Below are 16,551 nucleotides of genomic sequence, written 5' to 3'. Positions count from 1 at the left end.
CACCAAATGGTAACTTCATGTGTGTTATAAGTGAAAGGAGTTGATGGATGTTGCAACAATTAGTTTGGTCGAACGAACTAGATATAGAACGAATTGTTGATAAATATGGAAATATGCTTTTTAGAATGTGTCTTGTTATTCTATGCAATGAGAATGATGCAGAGGATGTCGTACAAGACACTTTTATTACCTATCTAACTAAATCTCCACCATTTAACGATTCAGAACATGAGAAAGCATGGTTGATTACTATTGCTACAAATCGCTGCAAGAATATGAGAAGGTACAATATTATTCGTAAACATATGGATATCAATGATTTACAACTATATTGTAAGGATGATGAAAACTATGGTTTAATTGAACATCTTATGAGATTGCCAAATAAACATAAGATTGTCTTGTTACTTTATTATGTAGAGGGCTATAAAGTAGATGAAATAACAAAAATACTTGGCATTACTACTTCAGCAGTTAAAAAGCGATTACAACGTGGAAGAGAGCTTATTCGAGAAAAATATCGAAAGGAGAATGAATGATGAACTTTGATAAGATTAAAGAAGCTGTTAATACTATTGAAATGCCAAAAACTATGAAAAATCGTGTGAAAAAGAATTGCAATATTATAGAAAAGAAAAATTTTAAAAGGCGGATTTCTGTAGCTTGTGCATTTGGATTCCTATTGTTAATTATGATAGGTATTCCGTTTTTCAATAATAATGGAAACTTTCAAGTCGCAAATTTTACAATCACAGCTTATGCATTGAGTGATGATGGGAATCAGCCAAATACCAAACTTTCATCAGATAAAGCTACTTTTAAATTATCAACTGAAGCTAGAGGTAGTACAACTGATATAACTGGAGATGTAGGTAATTTAATCTTTACAAAGCTTATGCTAAATATAAGTGGAGAACATATCGACTCAGTCACTTATACCATTAGCAAAGGCAAGTTTATAGAGGATGTTACACTTACAGCTAAAGAATATGCAGACAAAGACTGGTTATTATCAGAAAAGATATTTATGATTGGAAGTTCGCCTGGTTCAGATATATACAACGGTACAAAGGAAATTGGAAATACCTATACAGTTGAGTATAATGAACAGGATAAATATCAATATTCAATTGCAATTCCTCATGATGGCAATTTGGTAATAGATGACGACATAATAATCAAAGTCATTGTAAAATATACAGATGGAAGCTCTGAACAACAAGATATTGCTGTAACTCAAGAATCAAATTCTTTAAAATCAAATTCTATTTCATTAAAGCTTAATTAAAATAATCGAGATGTAATACTACTGTACAAAGAACTAAGTTAACTGGAGAAAAGAAGAACTAGTAGAAAAATCTACAGGATAGATTAGAAACCAAACATTGACGAGGATACTTATTACTCTTGGTAGTATTGTTGGGTACGGAATTTATGTTGAATTTAGTTAAATTAGTTAGTATCATGGGATTACTTCCATTCGTAGCAGAAGATAAATAAGATTGATGACGTTAAGGTAACTGACCTTACATCAATTTTGAATACCAGCATATTACGATATTCGTATCGAGTATGCTGGTTTTTTGTTATGGTTAAAAGAGAATTACCAGCCACTTAGGTAAAGGCCTGAATTAAAATTGAAAAAATAATGACAATGTACATAGTGATCTAAGTGATTTTTGTTCAATACTATGAAAAAATGGTACAATAAAGGGTAGTAAGTTTGACTGAAAAAAAGGAAGGTTTTCAATGCCGAATAATCAAACAAAAGCGCTTGTACAAGGCTCAATGATGGTTGCACTTTTTACAATTTTAATGCTAATTTCTGCATATGTACCATTCATCTTTATAGTAGCTTTATTATTCGCTCCACTACCGATTGCTTGGTATAGCGCAAATTACAAGCGTTCCACATCAATACTCGTAGCAATAGTAGGCTGTATCCTAACCACTATAACGAGCGGAATATCCATGCTGCCATTTGCCTTTATTTTAGGGTTAATAGGTGTCGTTATGGGTAACGCTATTTATTTGAAGAAGAGTAAGCTTTATTTATTTATGTCCACGGGGATTGCTAATCTCCTCTCGATGGCAATCGTTTATATTGCCTATGTAAAGCTTTCAGGAATTGACTTCATAAGCATGAGTTTAGAGATGGCACGTAAAAATTATGAGCAATCTAATGAATTTGCGAAGAATGTAACAGGTCAAGTAGCCATAAATCCAGAACAGCTTGAGGCAATGTTTAAAACAATTGAACTGACTATGCCTGCAACAATAACAATTTCAGCATTTTTTGCTGCATTTATTATTATTACAGTCAATTTACCAGCTCTAAAACGACTAGGGGTAGATGTTCCAAAATTTGCTCCGTTCCAAAATATGCGATTACCACGCTCTATTTTATGGTATTACATGATTGTGTTATGCATTAATTTATTCATGCGTCCTGAGGCTGGTTCTACGTTAGATATCATTGTATTAAATGTTTCTTATATTTTATGGTTGTTACTTATTCTACAGGGAATATCTTTTATCCATTATTTTATCTCTAGAAAAGGGATGCCAAACGGAGTTAAATGGGTAGCTACTTTGTTAGCCATTCCACTATCATCCTTTATGATCTTACTCGGTATTGTTGATTTAGGTTTTGACGTACGTTCACTTGTAAAGGGGAAGACTAAAGAATAAGGGGCTGATTGTAATGGGGACTTTTAGAAAACGACCAATTCGCTATCCGCTTTTTGTTCTTTCCATATTTGGAACTGTGACGTTCGTGCTTCTATGTATTTGGAATATCGGGATAGGTATCGGTTATGGTGTAGGTTTTGTTTTACTGATGGCCTACACATGGAAGGTAGAGAAGATAGCTTTTGAGGAAACAGAAAAGCACATTGAATCTATCTCCTTCCGTATGAAAAAAGTAGGGGAAGAGGCACTACTTGAAATGCCAATTGGGATACTGCTGGTTAATGAGCAGTACGAAATCGAATGGTCTAATCCATATATGCAAGGCATTTTAAATATGGAATCATTAGTTGGAGAAGGTATTGTAAATATATCTGATGACATCTATGTATTAATGAAGACCGAGGAGACTAATGAGGCGACGATTACACTACGTGATCGGAAATATCGTGTTTATTATAAAAAAGAGGAACGACTACTGTATTTCTTTGATATAACTGAACAGATTGCCATTGAAAAGCAATACTATGCAGACCGTACAGTAATCGCTATATTGTTTGTCGATAATTACGATGAAATCACGCAAGCCATGGACGATCAACCACGTAGTTTAACCAACACAATGGTTACTTCAATTGTCAATGAATGGGCTGCAGAGCATGGTGTATTTGTCAAACGAATATCATCAGATCGTTTCTTAGCAGTATTAAATGAATCCATTTTAACGGAGCTAGAAAAGAAAAAATTTGCTATATTAGATACCATTCGAGAAAAAACAGCTCAAAAGAATTTATCATTAACATTAAGTATTGGTGTAGGAGCTGGATCATCCTCATTAGTGGAGCTTGGTGAGTTGGCACAATCCAGTCTTGATCTTGTATTAGGACGGGGTGGAGACCAAGTGGCGATAAAGCAACCTACTGGAAAACTTAAATTCTATGGTGGAAAAACAAATCCAGTCGAAAAACGTACACGTGTTAGAGCGCGCGTTATTTCACATGCATTACGCGATTTAATTCAAGACAGTGATCAAGTGTTTGTTATGGGACATAAAAATCCTGACATGGACTCCATTGGTGCTTCTGTAGGTGTACGGAAAATGGCACAAATGAATGATGTAAAGGGTTATGTCATTATCAATTTTGATGAATTAAATGGTAGCGTTACACGGTTAATGAATGAAATAGAGAGTAAATCAGATTTCTATGAAAATTTCCTTACACCGGAGGAAGCCGCTGGTAAAATGACTGAGAAATCGTTGCTCGTTATTGTTGATACACACAAGCCGAATTTAGTAATTGATGCACACCTATTGAAATTAGCTGAAAAGGTGGTTGTAATCGACCATCATCGTCGAAGTGAGGACTTTATCGAGAATCCTACACTCGTTTATATGGAGCCATATGCGTCGTCCACAGCTGAGCTAGTGACAGAGTTACTAGAATATCAGCCGAAGCGTGCAAAAATTAATATGCTAGAAGCTACTGCATTACTAGCGGGTATTATCGTTGATACCAAAAGCTTTACACTTCGAACAGGAGCACGTACATTTGAAGCAGCTTCTTATTTACGAACAAATGGAGCAGATACAGTATTAGTCCAACGTCTCTTGAAGGAGGACGTGGACACATATATAGAGCGCTCCAAGATTGTGCAAACAGTTAAGTTCGTAAAACCAGGAGTAGCTGTTGCTGTAGGTGAGGAATCAAAAGTGTATGACTCTGTCTTAATTGCGCAAACTGCCGATATTTTACTAACGATGAAGGATGTTAGTGCATCCTTTGTCATTGCACATCGGGCAGATGGCAAAATTGGTATAAGTGCACGATCACTTGGCGAGGTCAATGTACAGCTAATTATGGAGAGGCTTGGCGGCGGTGGACATTTAACGAATGCTGCCTGCCAAATAGATGCTAAATCCATCGATGGTGTGAAAAAACATTTAGAAGAGGCCATAAATGAGGTCTTTGAAGGGAGTTCTGACTAATGAAAGTAGTATTTTTAAAAGACGTTAAAGGAAAAGGGAAAAAAGGTGAAATTAAAAACGTAGCTGATGGCTATGCACAAAATTTCTTAATCAAGAATGGCTATGCAGCGGAAGCAAATGCGCAAGCTTTAAGCCAAATAGAGGGGCAAAAGAAATTAGAGGCAAAAAATGCTGCTGCTGAATTAGCTGAAGCACAAGCACTAAAGGAAAAAGTAGAAGCACTAACAGTTGAGCTAAAAGCAAAATCAGGTGATGGTGGCCGCTTATTTGGCTCAGTATCTACAAAGCAAATTGCTGATGCATTACAAAAAGTGCACGGCATTAAAATTGACAAACGTAAAATGACTTTACCTGATGGGATTCGTTCACTTGGTTTTACAAATGTTCCTGTAAAACTACATCATGAAGTATCAGCAACGTTAAAAGTACATGTAACGGAAGAATAAGGAGCGACAATCCATGAGTGAACCGATGATGGACCGCGTTCCACCGCATAACCGGGAGGCGGAGCAATCGGTTATCGGTGCTATCTTCCTTGAGCCACAGGCATTAATAACAGCATCAGAAATTTTATTGGCAGATGATTTTTATTTAAATGCCCATAAGAAAATTTTCGAAACGATGTTGCGCTTAAGTGATCAAGGAAAAGCGATAGATGTTGTAACAGTTACAGAAGAATTATCAGCTAAAAAAGAGATTGAGGACGTTGGCGGGCTTTCTTATTTACTAGAGCTCGCCAATGCTGTCCCTACAGCTGCCAATGTCGCTCATTATGCCAAAATCGTTGAGGAAAAGGCCCTCTTACGTCGATTGATTCGAGTGGCTACGAAAATTGTCGAGGACGGCTATACACGTGAAGACGAAGTAGAGGCATTATTAGGCGAGGCAGAGAAGAAAATGATGGAGGTTGCCAATCGAAAGAATGCAGGTGACTTTAAGCATGTTAAAGATGTGCTAGTGGAAACTTTCGATAATATTGAGCAACTTCAATCACAAAAGGGAGAAGTAACGGGTATCCCGACTGGCTTCCGTGATTTAGATAACATTACTGCTGGCTTTCAACGCAACGATTTAATCATTGTTGCTGCTCGTCCATCTGTAGGGAAAACCGCCTTTGCATTGAATGTTGCGCAAAGTGTTGCTGTACAAGCTCGTGAAAATGTTGCAATCTTTTCTTTAGAGATGGGTGCAGAGCAACTGGTCATGCGTATGCTTTGTGCAGAAGGAAATATAGATGCACAAGTTTTACGTACAGGTGCTTTAACTACGGAAGATTGGGGTAAACTAACTATGGCAATGGGTAGTTTATCGAATTCAGGGATTTTTATTGATGATACTCCAGGTGTACGTATCAATGAAATCCGTGCGAAATGTCGTCGTTTAGCTCAGGAGAATGGACTAGGAATGATCTTAATTGATTATTTACAGTTGATTCAGGGGAGCGGCAAGCCAGGAGAAAACCGTCAGCAAGAGGTATCAGAGATTTCCCGTTCCTTAAAGGGATTAGCCCGTGAATTAAAGGTACCTGTTATTGCGTTATCACAGTTATCTCGTGGTGTTGAGCAACGACAAGATAAACGGCCAATGATGAGTGACTTACGTGAATCGGGAAGTATTGAGCAAGATGCTGATATTGTTGCGTTTTTATACCGTGATGATTATTACGATAAAGAATCTGAGAATAAAAATATGATCGAAATTATCATTGCGAAACAACGTAATGGTCCAACAGGAACCGTTACATTGGCCTTTAAAAAAGAATTCAATAAATTCATTAATGTGGATTGGTCACAAATGCCACCTCCACCGCCACGTGATTAGTCAAGTTACTCGTCATTCAGATAAGTTGCCTATTAGGAATGAAATATTACCCTTAGAATAATTTAATCTGAATGTTCGATAATATTCATACCATTCTGTTATTAAACACGAACGTTGAATCAGATTTTTTGATTTTATGTTCGTGTTTTTTCACTATTTTTTATTGACGAGTTGTTTCTATCATTGTTACAATAATTGAGGCTTGAAAATTGAGATACAAAGGTATCTAACGGAGGTGCTGATTATGACATCAGTAGTAGTTGTAGGAACACAGTGGGGAGACGAAGGAAAAGGTAAAATTACAGATTTCCTTTCGCACAAAGCCGATGCCATCGCTCGTTTTGCCGGTGGAGATAATGCAGGACATACCATTAAAATTGATGGTGAAACTTATAAATTACATTTAATTCCATCAGGGATCTTCTATAAAGATAAAACTTCAGTAATTGGTAATGGATTAGTTGTGAATCCCAAATCATTAGTAACAGAGCTTAAAGGTTTACAAGAGCGTGGTATTAATACAGATAATCTACGTATTTCTAATCGTGCGCATGTGATTTTGCCTTATCATATTAAACAAGATATTGCGGATGAAGAAAGTCGTGGAGACAATAAAATCGGCACAACTTGTAAAGGTATTGGACCTTGTTATCAAGATAAAGTAGCACGTATTGGGATTCGTATGGCTGACTTACTTGATAAGGAAATCTTTGAGGAAAAACTACGTCATAATTTAGCCATTAAAAATAAGTTATTTGAGAAATTCTATGAAGTTGAAGGCGTAACATTCGAAGAAATTTTTGAGGAATACTATGGTTACGGACAAGAAATTGCCAAGTATGTTACGGACACATCTAAAATTTTGAACGATGTCCTTGATGAGGGCGGTAAAGTGCTATTCGAAGGTGCACAAGGAATTTTACTTGATGTCGATCAAGGTACGTATCCATATGTAACATCTTCAAATCCTGTAGCTGGAGGAGTAGCGATTGGTGCAGGTGTTGGGCCATCACGCGTAACAAGTGTTATTGGTGTATCTAAGGCCTATACATCTCGAGTAGGAGATGGACCATTCCCAACAGAATTGTTTGATGAAGTAGGTCAACAAATTCGTGAGGTTGGTCGCGAATACGGTACAACAACAGGTCGTCCACGTCGTGTAGGCTGGTTCGACACAGTCGTTGTTCGTCACTCACGCCGTGTAAGTGGCATTACTCATCTTGCTCTTAACTCTATCGATGTTTTATCGGGCTTAGAAACAGTAAAAATTTGTACAGCCTATAACTATAAAGGTGAAACAATCACAGAGTATCCAGCAAATCTTCATATTATTGAACAATGTGAGCCAATTTATGAGGAGCTTCCAGGCTGGTCTGAGGATGTAACAAGCTGCAGAACTTTAGAAGAGCTACCTGAAAATGCACGCCGCTATGTGGAGCGTATCAGCGAACTAACAGGCATTCAAATTGCTACTTTCTCTGTTGGACCTGCACGTGAGCAAACAAACGTGTTAGTGGATGTTTGGGAAGCATAATGAAATAAAATGAAAAGGGCGTGCCAAATGCGGCATGCCCTTTTTTAGTGAATATCTTTCTTCTTAAAGCGACCACCTTTTACCTCGGCGATATTACCGATGGCTAGAAAAGCATTGTCATCTATTTCAGCGACGATTGTTTTCAATTTAGATTCTTCTAAACGAGTTATAACGGTAAATATGACTTTCTTGTCATTCCCCGTATAAGCTCCCTCTCCGTGAAGGAAAGTAACACCACGACCAAGTCGATCCATAATCGTTTGTCCAATTTCATCAATTTCATCACTTATGATATAAACAGATTTTGATTCTTCCAATCCTTGAATAACAATATCAATCATTTTATAGGCAATATAGTATGCAATGATGGAGTACATGGCTTGCTCCCAATTAAAAATAAATCCTGCCACCGTAAAAATAATGATATTGAAGAACATGATGATTTCTCCAACTGAAAAAGGTGTCTTGCTATTTGCTAAAATAGCTAGTATTTCAGTTCCATCCAATGAACCTCCATAACGAATGACAATACCGACACCAACTCCTAAAATCATTCCTCCAAAGACTGTTGCCAATAATGTGTCTTCCGTAAATGGATGGATATTATGTAAGGCAAGTGTTGAAAAAGAGAGTACGGTAATACCTAGACCTGTGGACAATGCAAAGGTTTTACCAATTTGTTTATAGCCTAAAAAAATAAAAGGTAAGTTTAAAATGAAGATGAAAATACCAAGGGGTAATTTTAATAAGTGAGATGTGATAATGGAAACACCTACGATGCCACCATCCATAATGTGGTTGGGTACTAAAAACAGTTCCAAGCCCAATGCCATTATAATCGCGCCTAGCGAAACCATAATAATTCTTGCAAAAACTTTTCGCATGCTATTTTTCTGAGATCTCAACACTTTTGTTGTGATATCAGCGGTTTGTGAATCACTCAATTTAATCGCTCCAATCAAATAGTGTACCTTCTATATATATTTTATCGGAATATTAAAAAAGTAAAAAGTATTAAGTCAAAATTCCCTTGAAAAAAATTTTAGAATAGTATAACGATGATAGTTAAATTAATTTTGAGAACCAATATATGAATAAAATTACAGTATTTATAAACTATATAAAATATATTCTATGTAACAATAAGTAGATAAATAATACATTTACATTACAAAAGAGTTAAATCGTTCAAACGTCATTTTCTTTATGGTACATTATAGGGGTGCAAAAAATCCTTGTGGGTAAATCATCCTACAGTAGGGTAAAGTTGGAAGGGGCTTTATTGATGAATTCGTTTTGGAAGAGAAAAGAAGAAAACAATAGATTCACCTACAATTTTTCTTCTTTTAAAAAGGCTTCAATCGTTGTAGTTTTAATGACAAGCCTAACGATTAACATGGGATTTGCTAAGGAATATAACAAAGAAAACTTAAATAAAATTTACCACGTCTATGTGGGGAATGAATATATTGGTGCAGTATCTGATGAGAAAGCAATTCAAGAAATAATTGCATCAAAAGAAAAAGTGGCAAGTCAGCAATTCAAAGGTTTATCCATTGATGCTAGCTCAGCTGTTAAAATAATCCCAGAACAAGTATTTACAAACGAAACAAAAGATGCAGAAACATTATCAAAACTTAAGCAATCTTTAGTGGCCAAATCAGATGCCTTTACATTATTAGTAAATCACAAACCAGTAGTATCACTAAAGAATACAGAAGCTTATGAGAAAACTGTTCAAATGTTAAAGCTACAATATGTTTCCCAGCAAGAATTAGATAACTTATCAAAACGCCAAGCTAGCAATAATCTACCAGAATTAAAAGATGGTGAGTCTAGACTTCTAAATGTTTCTTTTAAACAAGGCGTTTCAGGGTTATCACAAAAAGTGACACCCACTGATATATTATCACCTGAGCAAGCCGTGAAGTTTTTAATGACAGGTTATCTTGAGCAAGAAACATACAAAATTGAATCAGGAGATGTGTTAGGGTCAGTTGCTAAAAAACATAATTTAACAACAAGTGAACTACTAGCTCTCAATCCGGATATCACAGTAGATACAGTTTTACAAATTGGACAAGAATTAAATGTTACTGTGGCAAAGCCATTTGTGACACTTGAAGTAAAAAAGGAAAAGAAAGTTGCGGAAGTCATTCCGTTTAAAAAAGTAATTGAAGAAGATCCTACAATGTATAAAGGTGAAAAGGTCATCAAGCAAGAAGGTGTTAATGGAAAAAAAGAAACAACTTATGCATTAACATCTGAAAATGGTACACAGACATCAAAAGTTGCCTTAGAGGAAAAAATACTTCAACAACCAGTAGATGAAATTGAAGTAGTTGGTACAAAGGTTATTTCTTCACGTGGAACTGGAGAATTTGCATGGCCAGCAGTCGGGGGCTATATTTCAAGTGGTATGGGTGAACGTTGGGGAGCCTTCCATCGTGGTATTGATATCGCTCGACCAAGTAACTATAATATTTTGGCTGCTGATAATGGTGTAGTGGTTGCTGCTGGCACTTCTGGCACCTATGGTAATCGTATTGTTATTAATCATAATAATGGTTTTACAACACTTTATGGACATTTATCTTCAATTAATGTTGAAGTCGGACAAGTAGTGGAAAAAGGTTCTGTGATTGGTATTATGGGTTCCACTGGAAATTCGACAGGTACACATTTGCACTTTGAAGTTGAAAAGAACGGTTCATTAGAAAATCCGTTATCTTATGTAGGCCGATAAAACATGTTGAATAGAAGGCAGTCCGAATAATGGACTGTCTTTTTCTATTATTTCCCGAGAAATAATTGTTGAATTACATCGCTTTTTGTCACAGTAATAGAGGGATTGAATATCGATTAATGCATAGAATCCGAAAGCATGATAGAGTTAAGAGTAGTGAATTTACAAATACACATTGTTTAAGAATAGATAAGAAGCGAAAGGGAGAGTATGTATGAATAAAACAATTTTAGTTGTTGATGATGAGAAACCAATCGCAGATATTTTGCAATTTAATTTAATAAAAGAAGGCTATAAAGTTATTTGTGCTTATGATGGTGATGAGGCATTAAAGAAAGTAGAGGAAGAGCAACCAGATTTAATGCTTTTAGATATTATGCTGCCAAAGCGTGATGGCATGGAAGTTTGTAGAGAAGTACGTAAAAAATATGATTTTCCGATTATTATGCTAACAGCTAAAGGCTCTGAAATTGATAAAGTATTAGGATTAGAGATGGGTGCAGATGATTATGTCACAAAGCCATTTAGTACAAGAGAGCTGATTGCACGTGTAAAGGCCAATATGCGCCGTTTACAAGTAGTCGCTCCAGCTACAGAAGAGGCTGAGGAAGAGTCGAATGAGATTGTCGTAGGTTCGCTTGTTATTCAACCAGATGCCTATTTAGTAATGAAGCGTGATGAAGCAATTGAATTGACACATCGAGAATTTGAGTTACTTCATTATTTAGGGAAACATATTGGACAAGTAATGACACGGGAGCACCTCCTACAAACAGTATGGGGCTATGATTACTTTGGTGATGTACGAACTGTTGATGTAACAATTCGCCGTTTACGTGAAAAAATTGAGGATAATCCTAGTCATCCCGCTTGGATTGTCACGCGACGTGGTGTAGGTTATTATTTACGAAATCCTGAACAGGAGTAATAGGAATGCAGAAAGTGAGCTTCTTTAAATCCATTCATGTAAAACTAGTGCTGATTTATATTTTATTAATATTGCTTGCTTTACAAATTATCGGTATCTATTTCGCTCGTGAGTTAGAAAGAAATTTGAAGAGCAACTTCCAAGATTCCATTTTTCAGCGAGTTGACTTGATGCAATATAGTCTTCGTGAGGAAATTTTAAAGGAACGCGATGAAAGCATGCCTAAACTAGAGGAGAGCCTAAAGTCAATTGTTATGGAGTTTTCTACTGGTTTAAGGGATGTTTCAAATGGTGATATTTTAGAAATTCGTGTCATTGACAATAGACAAAGAATACTTGCAACATCTGAGCTTGAAAACCAGAATTTAATAGGTCAGCGCTCTAATACTGACCTTGTACGTCGAGCGATATCTGCCGAAACACTGTTTGATATTATTAAGCTGGACAATAAGACGAGAAATCGTGTGTGGGTTTTAGCGAATCCCATTCGTGCGGGTGCAGGACCAGACGATGAAATCATTGGTGTACTCTATATTGAAGCCAATATTGAATCAGTTTTTGAACAAATGAATGATATTAATCAGATTTTCCTTGGTGGTACCGCAATGTCCTTGGTCATTACCATCTTCTTAGGTATTCTTGTGGCAAGAACAATTACACAGCCAATTGCTGATATGCGAAAGCAGGCTCAGGCAATGGCGAAGGGGAACTATTCTCGAAAGGTACGTGTATATGGTACAGATGAAATCGGCCAGCTAGCCATCACCTTTAATCATCTAACCAACCGTTTGCAGGAAGCCCAATCGACCACAGAAGCTGAACGTCGAAAGCTAGATTCAGTTCTGAGTAATATGACAGATGGTGTAATTGCAACAGATCGTAAGGGACGTATTATTCTCATCAATGACCCTGCATTGGAATTACTGCATATTTCAAGAGATATTACATTAGGGCGTCCTATCGCCTCGGTATTGGGGATTGATCAGGAATATAGTTTTGAAGACTTAATTCATATGAATGATGCCGTGAATTTAAACTTTAGTACAGCAGATGCCCCCTATATACTTCGTGCTAATTTCTCTGTTATTCAAAAAGAAACAGGCTTTATTAATGGTCTGATTACTGTTTTGCACGATATAACAGAGCAAGAAAAGATTGAAATGGATCGTCGGGAATTCGTATCAAATGTATCACATGAGTTAAGAACGCCATTAACAACAATGCGCAGTTATTTAGAGGCACTTGCAGATGGTGCATGGAAAGATGAAAATATTGCTCCTACGTTTTTAAATGTGACACAAACCGAAACAGAGCGTATGATTCGTTTAGTAAATGATTTACTGCAGTTATCAAGAATGGATAGTTCAGATTATGAGTTAAATAAAGATATTGTCTTATTTAATTCATTCTTTAACCGCATTATTGACCGATTTGAAATGTCTAAGTCTGACAAGGTACAATTTGAACGATTATTCCCTGAAACATCCTTTTATGTAGAAATTGATACGGATAAAATCACACAAGTTATTGATAATATCATTTCCAATGCTATTAAATATTCTCCAGATGGCGGCAATATTCGCTTTGGGTTTACGGGACAGGATGACATGTTGAAAGTCATGATTTCAGATGATGGCATGGGTATTCCTAAAGAAAATGTTGGCCGTATTTTTGATCGTTTCTATCGTGTGGATCGTGCACGCGCTCGTTCTATGGGAGGAACAGGCTTGGGACTAGCTATTGCGCGGGAAATGATTGAAGCACACGGCGGTAAGATTTGGGCTGAAAGTGAAGAAGGACATGGTACAACAATTTTCTTCACATTACCATATGATGCAGATGAATTTGGTGAGGCAGGTGAGTGGGAATGAAATATATAGAGCCAGTTAAATCTGTTGTATTATTTCTACTTGTTATGCTGAGTGTGATTTTAACTTTTTTAATTTGGACCTATACACCTGATTATAAATATATTGAAAAAACAGAGGGAGAGGAAATTTTAATTAAGCCGCAAAAGGATATGGAGGATATTATTCGACCATACAAGGCTATTTTCCGTTCTGAAGAAGAGTTTACAGGCACAGTTTCTAATGCAGCTATGAAAGATATGATGAAAGTATTTAAAGGCTGGAATGTTTTAGATTTGGTGTCTGTAAACAATAATCTTTCTGCAAACTATGTGAATCAAATTATTGGCGCAGATCATCGAATGACAATTTTTTTTACGGGAGAGATTCCATTTTCAGCTTTTAACACAACCTTTCAGTTCACAGATAAGGAATTACCAGAAACAACGTTCAATCGTATGATTATAGATTGGAGTAATTACAATAGCAAAGAATTAATGTTGTATTACATTAGTGGCAATAACCAATCATTATTCCGCTCACATGTCAGTGTGCCAAACATGAATCAATTTATACAGGAAGTCATAGAGCCTGCAAAAAAATATGAGGTTTTTAAAGAAGTAGAGAGAGAAGGCTATACATCTCTTTATTTGGCGAACAGTAATATTGAATCTGTAAAATATACATATTTTATTGAGGATATTACGCCAGAATTATTTAAAAATGTGCTATTCCCAGATCCAAATATTGTGCAGCGGAATGTGGAAAGTGCATCCTCTGAAAAATATACAGATGGTATGTCGTTAATGACCTTAGAAACAAATCTTAAATCATTAAACTATGTTTATCCTGCTGCAGAAAGTAGTATTAGAGTCGAGCCATCCAAGCTTTTAAAGGATAGCTTTGAATTTATTAATGAGCATGGAGGATTTACGGCAGATTTCCGCTATACTTCATCCAATACCAATAAAAATCAAATAGATTATCAAATGTATTTGCAAGGTTTCCCTGTCTATAGCAATCATGTTATTACACGAATGACAACGATTTGGGGAGATAGTCGAATTTTCCATTACAAGCGTCCATACTTCTCATTGGATATGGATATATCATTGGAGAAAGAAATCAAAGAATTAGCATCAGGTGCGGAGATCGCAGAGAGATTAAAAAGCGCTAACAGTATTCCTCTGTCTGATATCGATGAAATCGTCTTGGGCTATTATTTAACACAAAATCAAGAACAGAATATATTTATATTTGAACCTTGTTGGTTTGTTATTCGGAATGGTACATGGACTAAACTGACTCCTGAAGTATTAGGAGGTGTTAAAAATGGATTGGAATAGAACAAAATCTATTTTTATATTCGTTTTTTTAATACTGAACATCTTCTTGTATTCACTTTATGTCAATCGCTATAATGAAGCAAAAGATATTGAGGTACCGGGTGAAAGAACAATAGAAGCCCGTTTAAAGGATGATAATATTACCTATGGCACATTACCAAATAATATTGAATCTGCTTCGTATATGACAGCTCAAGTGCATAAATTCACACCAGACGAATTTAGTAATAGTAACCAGCAAGTTAAATTGAAGGATGATAATAATACAAAGGCTCGTGTTATTTTTATGAGGCCTGTTAAATTACGTAATGTAAGTGATGACGCAAGCTTTACAGATTTTGTCCTGGCAAACATCATTGAAGGTGAATCTTATGCTTTGTGGAAAGTAGACCGCGAAGAACGAGTCGCAATTTTTTTCCAAAAGACAAACAATCGAATGTTCTATTATAGTGGTTCATTAAAAATAAAATGGAATGCTAATAACGAAGTAACAATGTATGAGCAAACAATGATTGATAACATTGAAGAAATGGAACAGCAGGAAACCGTTATTCCACCACTTCAAATTATTCAAACTTTGTATGCGAAAGGACCGCTCAAGCCAGATTCTCGCATTACACAAATGAAACTAGGTTACTCAACGCTTGTTAAATTGACACGTACTCAGGTACTGGTGCCAACATGGGAAGTTCAGGTGAAATTATCTGATGGGACAAAAGAGGAGTACTTTGTGAATGCAGTAGAAGGTAAAGTCATCGAAATCCAGGAGGACAAGCAAGAGAGCGAAGAAGAAGACTGGGGAGTTGAATAATGCGATTTAGTGTTTTAGCAAGTGGCAGTACAGGGAATTCGATTTATGTAGAGAATGACGATCATGCTTTTATCGTTGATGCGGGTCTTAGTGGGAAAAAGATGGAGCAGTTATTTACAAAAATCGACCGTAATATGAAGCAACTCAGTGGTATCTTTGTTACACATGAGCATAGTGATCATATTAAAGGAATTGGTGTACTGGCACGGAAATATAATGTACCAATTTACGCAAACGCCAAAACGTGGCAGGCAATGGATGGGCTTATTGGGGACATTCCTGTAGAGCAACGTTTTGAATTTGAAATGGATACAGTGAAGCATTTTGGTTCTTTAGCTGTTGAATCCTTTGCTGTTTCACACGATGCAGCAGATCCAATGTTCTATACTTTTCATGAAAATGATCGCAAGCTTGTCATTATTACTGATACAGGCTATGTCAGTGATCGTATGAAAGGAATTATTCGAGGCGCTGATTCATTTGTCTTTGAAAGTAATCATGATGTCAATATGCTTCAAATGGGACGTTATCCTTGGTCTATTAAACGTCGCATTTTAAGTGATGTAGGACATGTATCTAATGAGGATGCAGCAATTGCAATGAGTGAGGTTGTATTTGATAAGACGACGAATATTTATCTTTCACATTTGAGTAAGGATAATAATATGAAAGAGCTAGCACGTATGAGTGTCGCACAAACCTTACAATCTTGTGGCATCCTTGTTGGTGAGCATGTTCATCTATTTGATACGGATGCAGAAGAACCGACGAAATTGGTTACGGTTTAATCAGAGGCTATTTAGACAAAATTTGAAGCTGTTCAATGCATAAAAAATGCATTGA

Annotated in this window: 14 protein-coding genes; 13 read left to right on the top strand and 1 reads right to left on the bottom strand. The window is 36.3% G+C overall.

Features of this window, described 5'->3' with window-relative positions; genetic code table 11:
* Positions 1 to 47: 47 nt before the first annotated feature.
* The 7 genes from RCJ95_RS09270 to RCJ95_RS09240 all read left to right on the top strand — a co-directional run bounded on the left by RCJ95_RS09270 (position 48) and on the right by RCJ95_RS09240 (position 8,030).
* The gene (locus tag RCJ95_RS09270) at positions 48 to 539 is read left to right on the top strand and encodes an RNA polymerase sigma factor (RefSeq protein WP_004233363.1); all 492 of its coding nucleotides are present in this window, start codon (positions 48 to 50) and stop codon (positions 537 to 539) included.
* A complete protein-coding gene (locus RCJ95_RS09265) occupies positions 539 to 1,288 on the top strand; it encodes a hypothetical protein (RefSeq protein ID WP_221682466.1) in 750 nt (249 codons plus the stop codon). Before RCJ95_RS09270 ends, RCJ95_RS09265 begins: the two co-directional genes overlap by 1 nt.
* 461 nt (positions 1,289 to 1,749) lie before the next feature.
* Entirely contained in the window at positions 1,750 to 2,691 is a 942-nt protein-coding gene (locus tag RCJ95_RS09260) for a YybS family protein (RefSeq protein WP_221682465.1), read from the top strand.
* 13 nt (positions 2,692 to 2,704) lie between these two features.
* Complete coding sequence (locus RCJ95_RS09255) at positions 2,705 to 4,675, top strand: DHH family phosphoesterase (protein WP_004233367.1); 1,971 nt, start codon at positions 2,705 to 2,707, stop codon at positions 4,673 to 4,675.
* Positions 4,675 to 5,121, top strand: a complete 447-nt coding sequence (gene rplI / locus RCJ95_RS09250; RefSeq protein ID WP_004233368.1) for a 50S ribosomal protein L9 — start codon at positions 4,675 to 4,677, stop codon at positions 5,119 to 5,121. Before RCJ95_RS09255 ends, rplI begins: the two co-directional genes overlap by 1 nt.
* 13 nt (positions 5,122 to 5,134) lie before the next feature.
* Positions 5,135 to 6,496, top strand: a complete 1,362-nt coding sequence (gene dnaB / locus RCJ95_RS09245) for a replicative DNA helicase (RefSeq protein ID WP_004233370.1) — start codon at positions 5,135 to 5,137, stop codon at positions 6,494 to 6,496.
* A 244-nt stretch (positions 6,497 to 6,740) separates the two neighbouring features.
* Positions 6,741 to 8,030, top strand: coding sequence for an adenylosuccinate synthase (locus tag RCJ95_RS09240; RefSeq protein ID WP_004233375.1), 1,290 nt, complete (start codon positions 6,741 to 6,743; stop codon positions 8,028 to 8,030).
* A gap of 44 nt (positions 8,031 to 8,074) precedes the next feature.
* Here RCJ95_RS09240 and RCJ95_RS09235 read toward each other — a convergent pair whose 3' ends face one another.
* Positions 8,075 to 8,914, bottom strand: coding sequence for a YitT family protein (locus RCJ95_RS09235; RefSeq protein ID WP_255601677.1), 840 nt, complete (start codon positions 8,912 to 8,914; stop codon positions 8,075 to 8,077).
* 401 nt (positions 8,915 to 9,315) lie between these two features.
* Between RCJ95_RS09235 and RCJ95_RS09230 the strand changes: the two genes are divergently transcribed.
* From RCJ95_RS09230 to RCJ95_RS09205, 6 genes are all read left to right on the top strand, one after another.
* Positions 9,316 to 10,776, top strand: a complete 1,461-nt coding sequence (locus RCJ95_RS09230) for a peptidoglycan DD-metalloendopeptidase family protein (protein ID WP_221682463.1) — start codon at positions 9,316 to 9,318, stop codon at positions 10,774 to 10,776.
* 214 nt (positions 10,777 to 10,990) lie between these two features.
* Positions 10,991 to 11,704: a response regulator YycF gene (gene yycF / locus RCJ95_RS09225; RefSeq protein ID WP_221682462.1), complete on the top strand. Its 714-nt coding sequence runs from the start codon at positions 10,991 to 10,993 to the stop codon at positions 11,702 to 11,704.
* A gap of 5 nt (positions 11,705 to 11,709) precedes the next feature.
* Positions 11,710 to 13,575 (top strand): cell wall metabolism sensor histidine kinase WalK, encoded by a 1,866-nt coding sequence (gene walK, locus RCJ95_RS09220; RefSeq protein WP_221682461.1) that lies wholly within the window; start codon positions 11,710 to 11,712, stop codon positions 13,573 to 13,575.
* Positions 13,572 to 14,897 (top strand): YycH family regulatory protein, encoded by a 1,326-nt coding sequence (locus tag RCJ95_RS09215; RefSeq protein WP_221682460.1) that lies wholly within the window; start codon positions 13,572 to 13,574, stop codon positions 14,895 to 14,897. Before walK ends, RCJ95_RS09215 begins: the two co-directional genes overlap by 4 nt.
* Positions 14,884 to 15,708, top strand: coding sequence for a two-component system regulatory protein YycI (locus RCJ95_RS09210; protein WP_257520865.1), 825 nt, complete (start codon positions 14,884 to 14,886; stop codon positions 15,706 to 15,708). The genes RCJ95_RS09215 and RCJ95_RS09210 overlap by 14 nt, the downstream gene beginning before the upstream one ends.
* Positions 15,708 to 16,496 (top strand): MBL fold metallo-hydrolase, encoded by a 789-nt coding sequence (locus RCJ95_RS09205; RefSeq protein WP_048395252.1) that lies wholly within the window; start codon positions 15,708 to 15,710, stop codon positions 16,494 to 16,496. Before RCJ95_RS09210 ends, RCJ95_RS09205 begins: the two co-directional genes overlap by 1 nt.
* Positions 16,497 to 16,551 lie beyond the last annotated feature (55 nt).

The organism is Lysinibacillus sp. BSL11 (assembly GCF_052928325.1).
Note: the sequence above shows the minus strand (reverse complement) of the source record. Positions and strands in the feature narration are given on the sequence as shown.

Excerpts from the sequence above, each read along its gene's own strand:
- RCJ95_RS09265 (WP_221682466.1), top strand. The coding sequence starts at position 539 with ATGAACTTTGATAAGATTAAAGAAGCTGTTAATACTATTGAAATGCCA.
- RCJ95_RS09215 (WP_221682460.1), top strand. The coding sequence starts at position 13,572 with ATGAAATATATAGAGCCAGTTAAATCTGTTGTATTATTTCTACTTGTT.
- RCJ95_RS09255 (WP_004233367.1), top strand. The coding sequence starts at position 2,705 with ATGGGGACTTTTAGAAAACGACCAATTCGCTATCCGCTTTTTGTTCTT.
- RCJ95_RS09210 (WP_257520865.1), top strand. The coding sequence starts at position 14,884 with ATGGATTGGAATAGAACAAAATCTATTTTTATATTCGTTTTTTTAATA.
- yycF (WP_221682462.1), top strand. The coding sequence starts at position 10,991 with ATGAATAAAACAATTTTAGTTGTTGATGATGAGAAACCAATCGCAGAT.
- RCJ95_RS09235 (WP_255601677.1), bottom strand. The coding sequence starts at position 8,914 with ATGCGAAAAGTTTTTGCAAGAATTATTATGGTTTCGCTAGGCGCGATT.
- RCJ95_RS09205 (WP_048395252.1), top strand. The coding sequence starts at position 15,708 with ATGCGATTTAGTGTTTTAGCAAGTGGCAGTACAGGGAATTCGATTTAT.
- RCJ95_RS09230 (WP_221682463.1), top strand. The coding sequence starts at position 9,316 with ATGAATTCGTTTTGGAAGAGAAAAGAAGAAAACAATAGATTCACCTAC.
- RCJ95_RS09260 (WP_221682465.1), top strand. The coding sequence starts at position 1,750 with ATGCCGAATAATCAAACAAAAGCGCTTGTACAAGGCTCAATGATGGTT.
- dnaB (WP_004233370.1), top strand. The coding sequence starts at position 5,135 with ATGAGTGAACCGATGATGGACCGCGTTCCACCGCATAACCGGGAGGCG.
- RCJ95_RS09240 (WP_004233375.1), top strand. The coding sequence starts at position 6,741 with ATGACATCAGTAGTAGTTGTAGGAACACAGTGGGGAGACGAAGGAAAA.
- walK (WP_221682461.1), top strand. The coding sequence starts at position 11,710 with ATGCAGAAAGTGAGCTTCTTTAAATCCATTCATGTAAAACTAGTGCTG.
- RCJ95_RS09270 (WP_004233363.1), top strand. The coding sequence starts at position 48 with ATGTTGCAACAATTAGTTTGGTCGAACGAACTAGATATAGAACGAATT.
- rplI (WP_004233368.1), top strand. The coding sequence starts at position 4,675 with ATGAAAGTAGTATTTTTAAAAGACGTTAAAGGAAAAGGGAAAAAAGGT.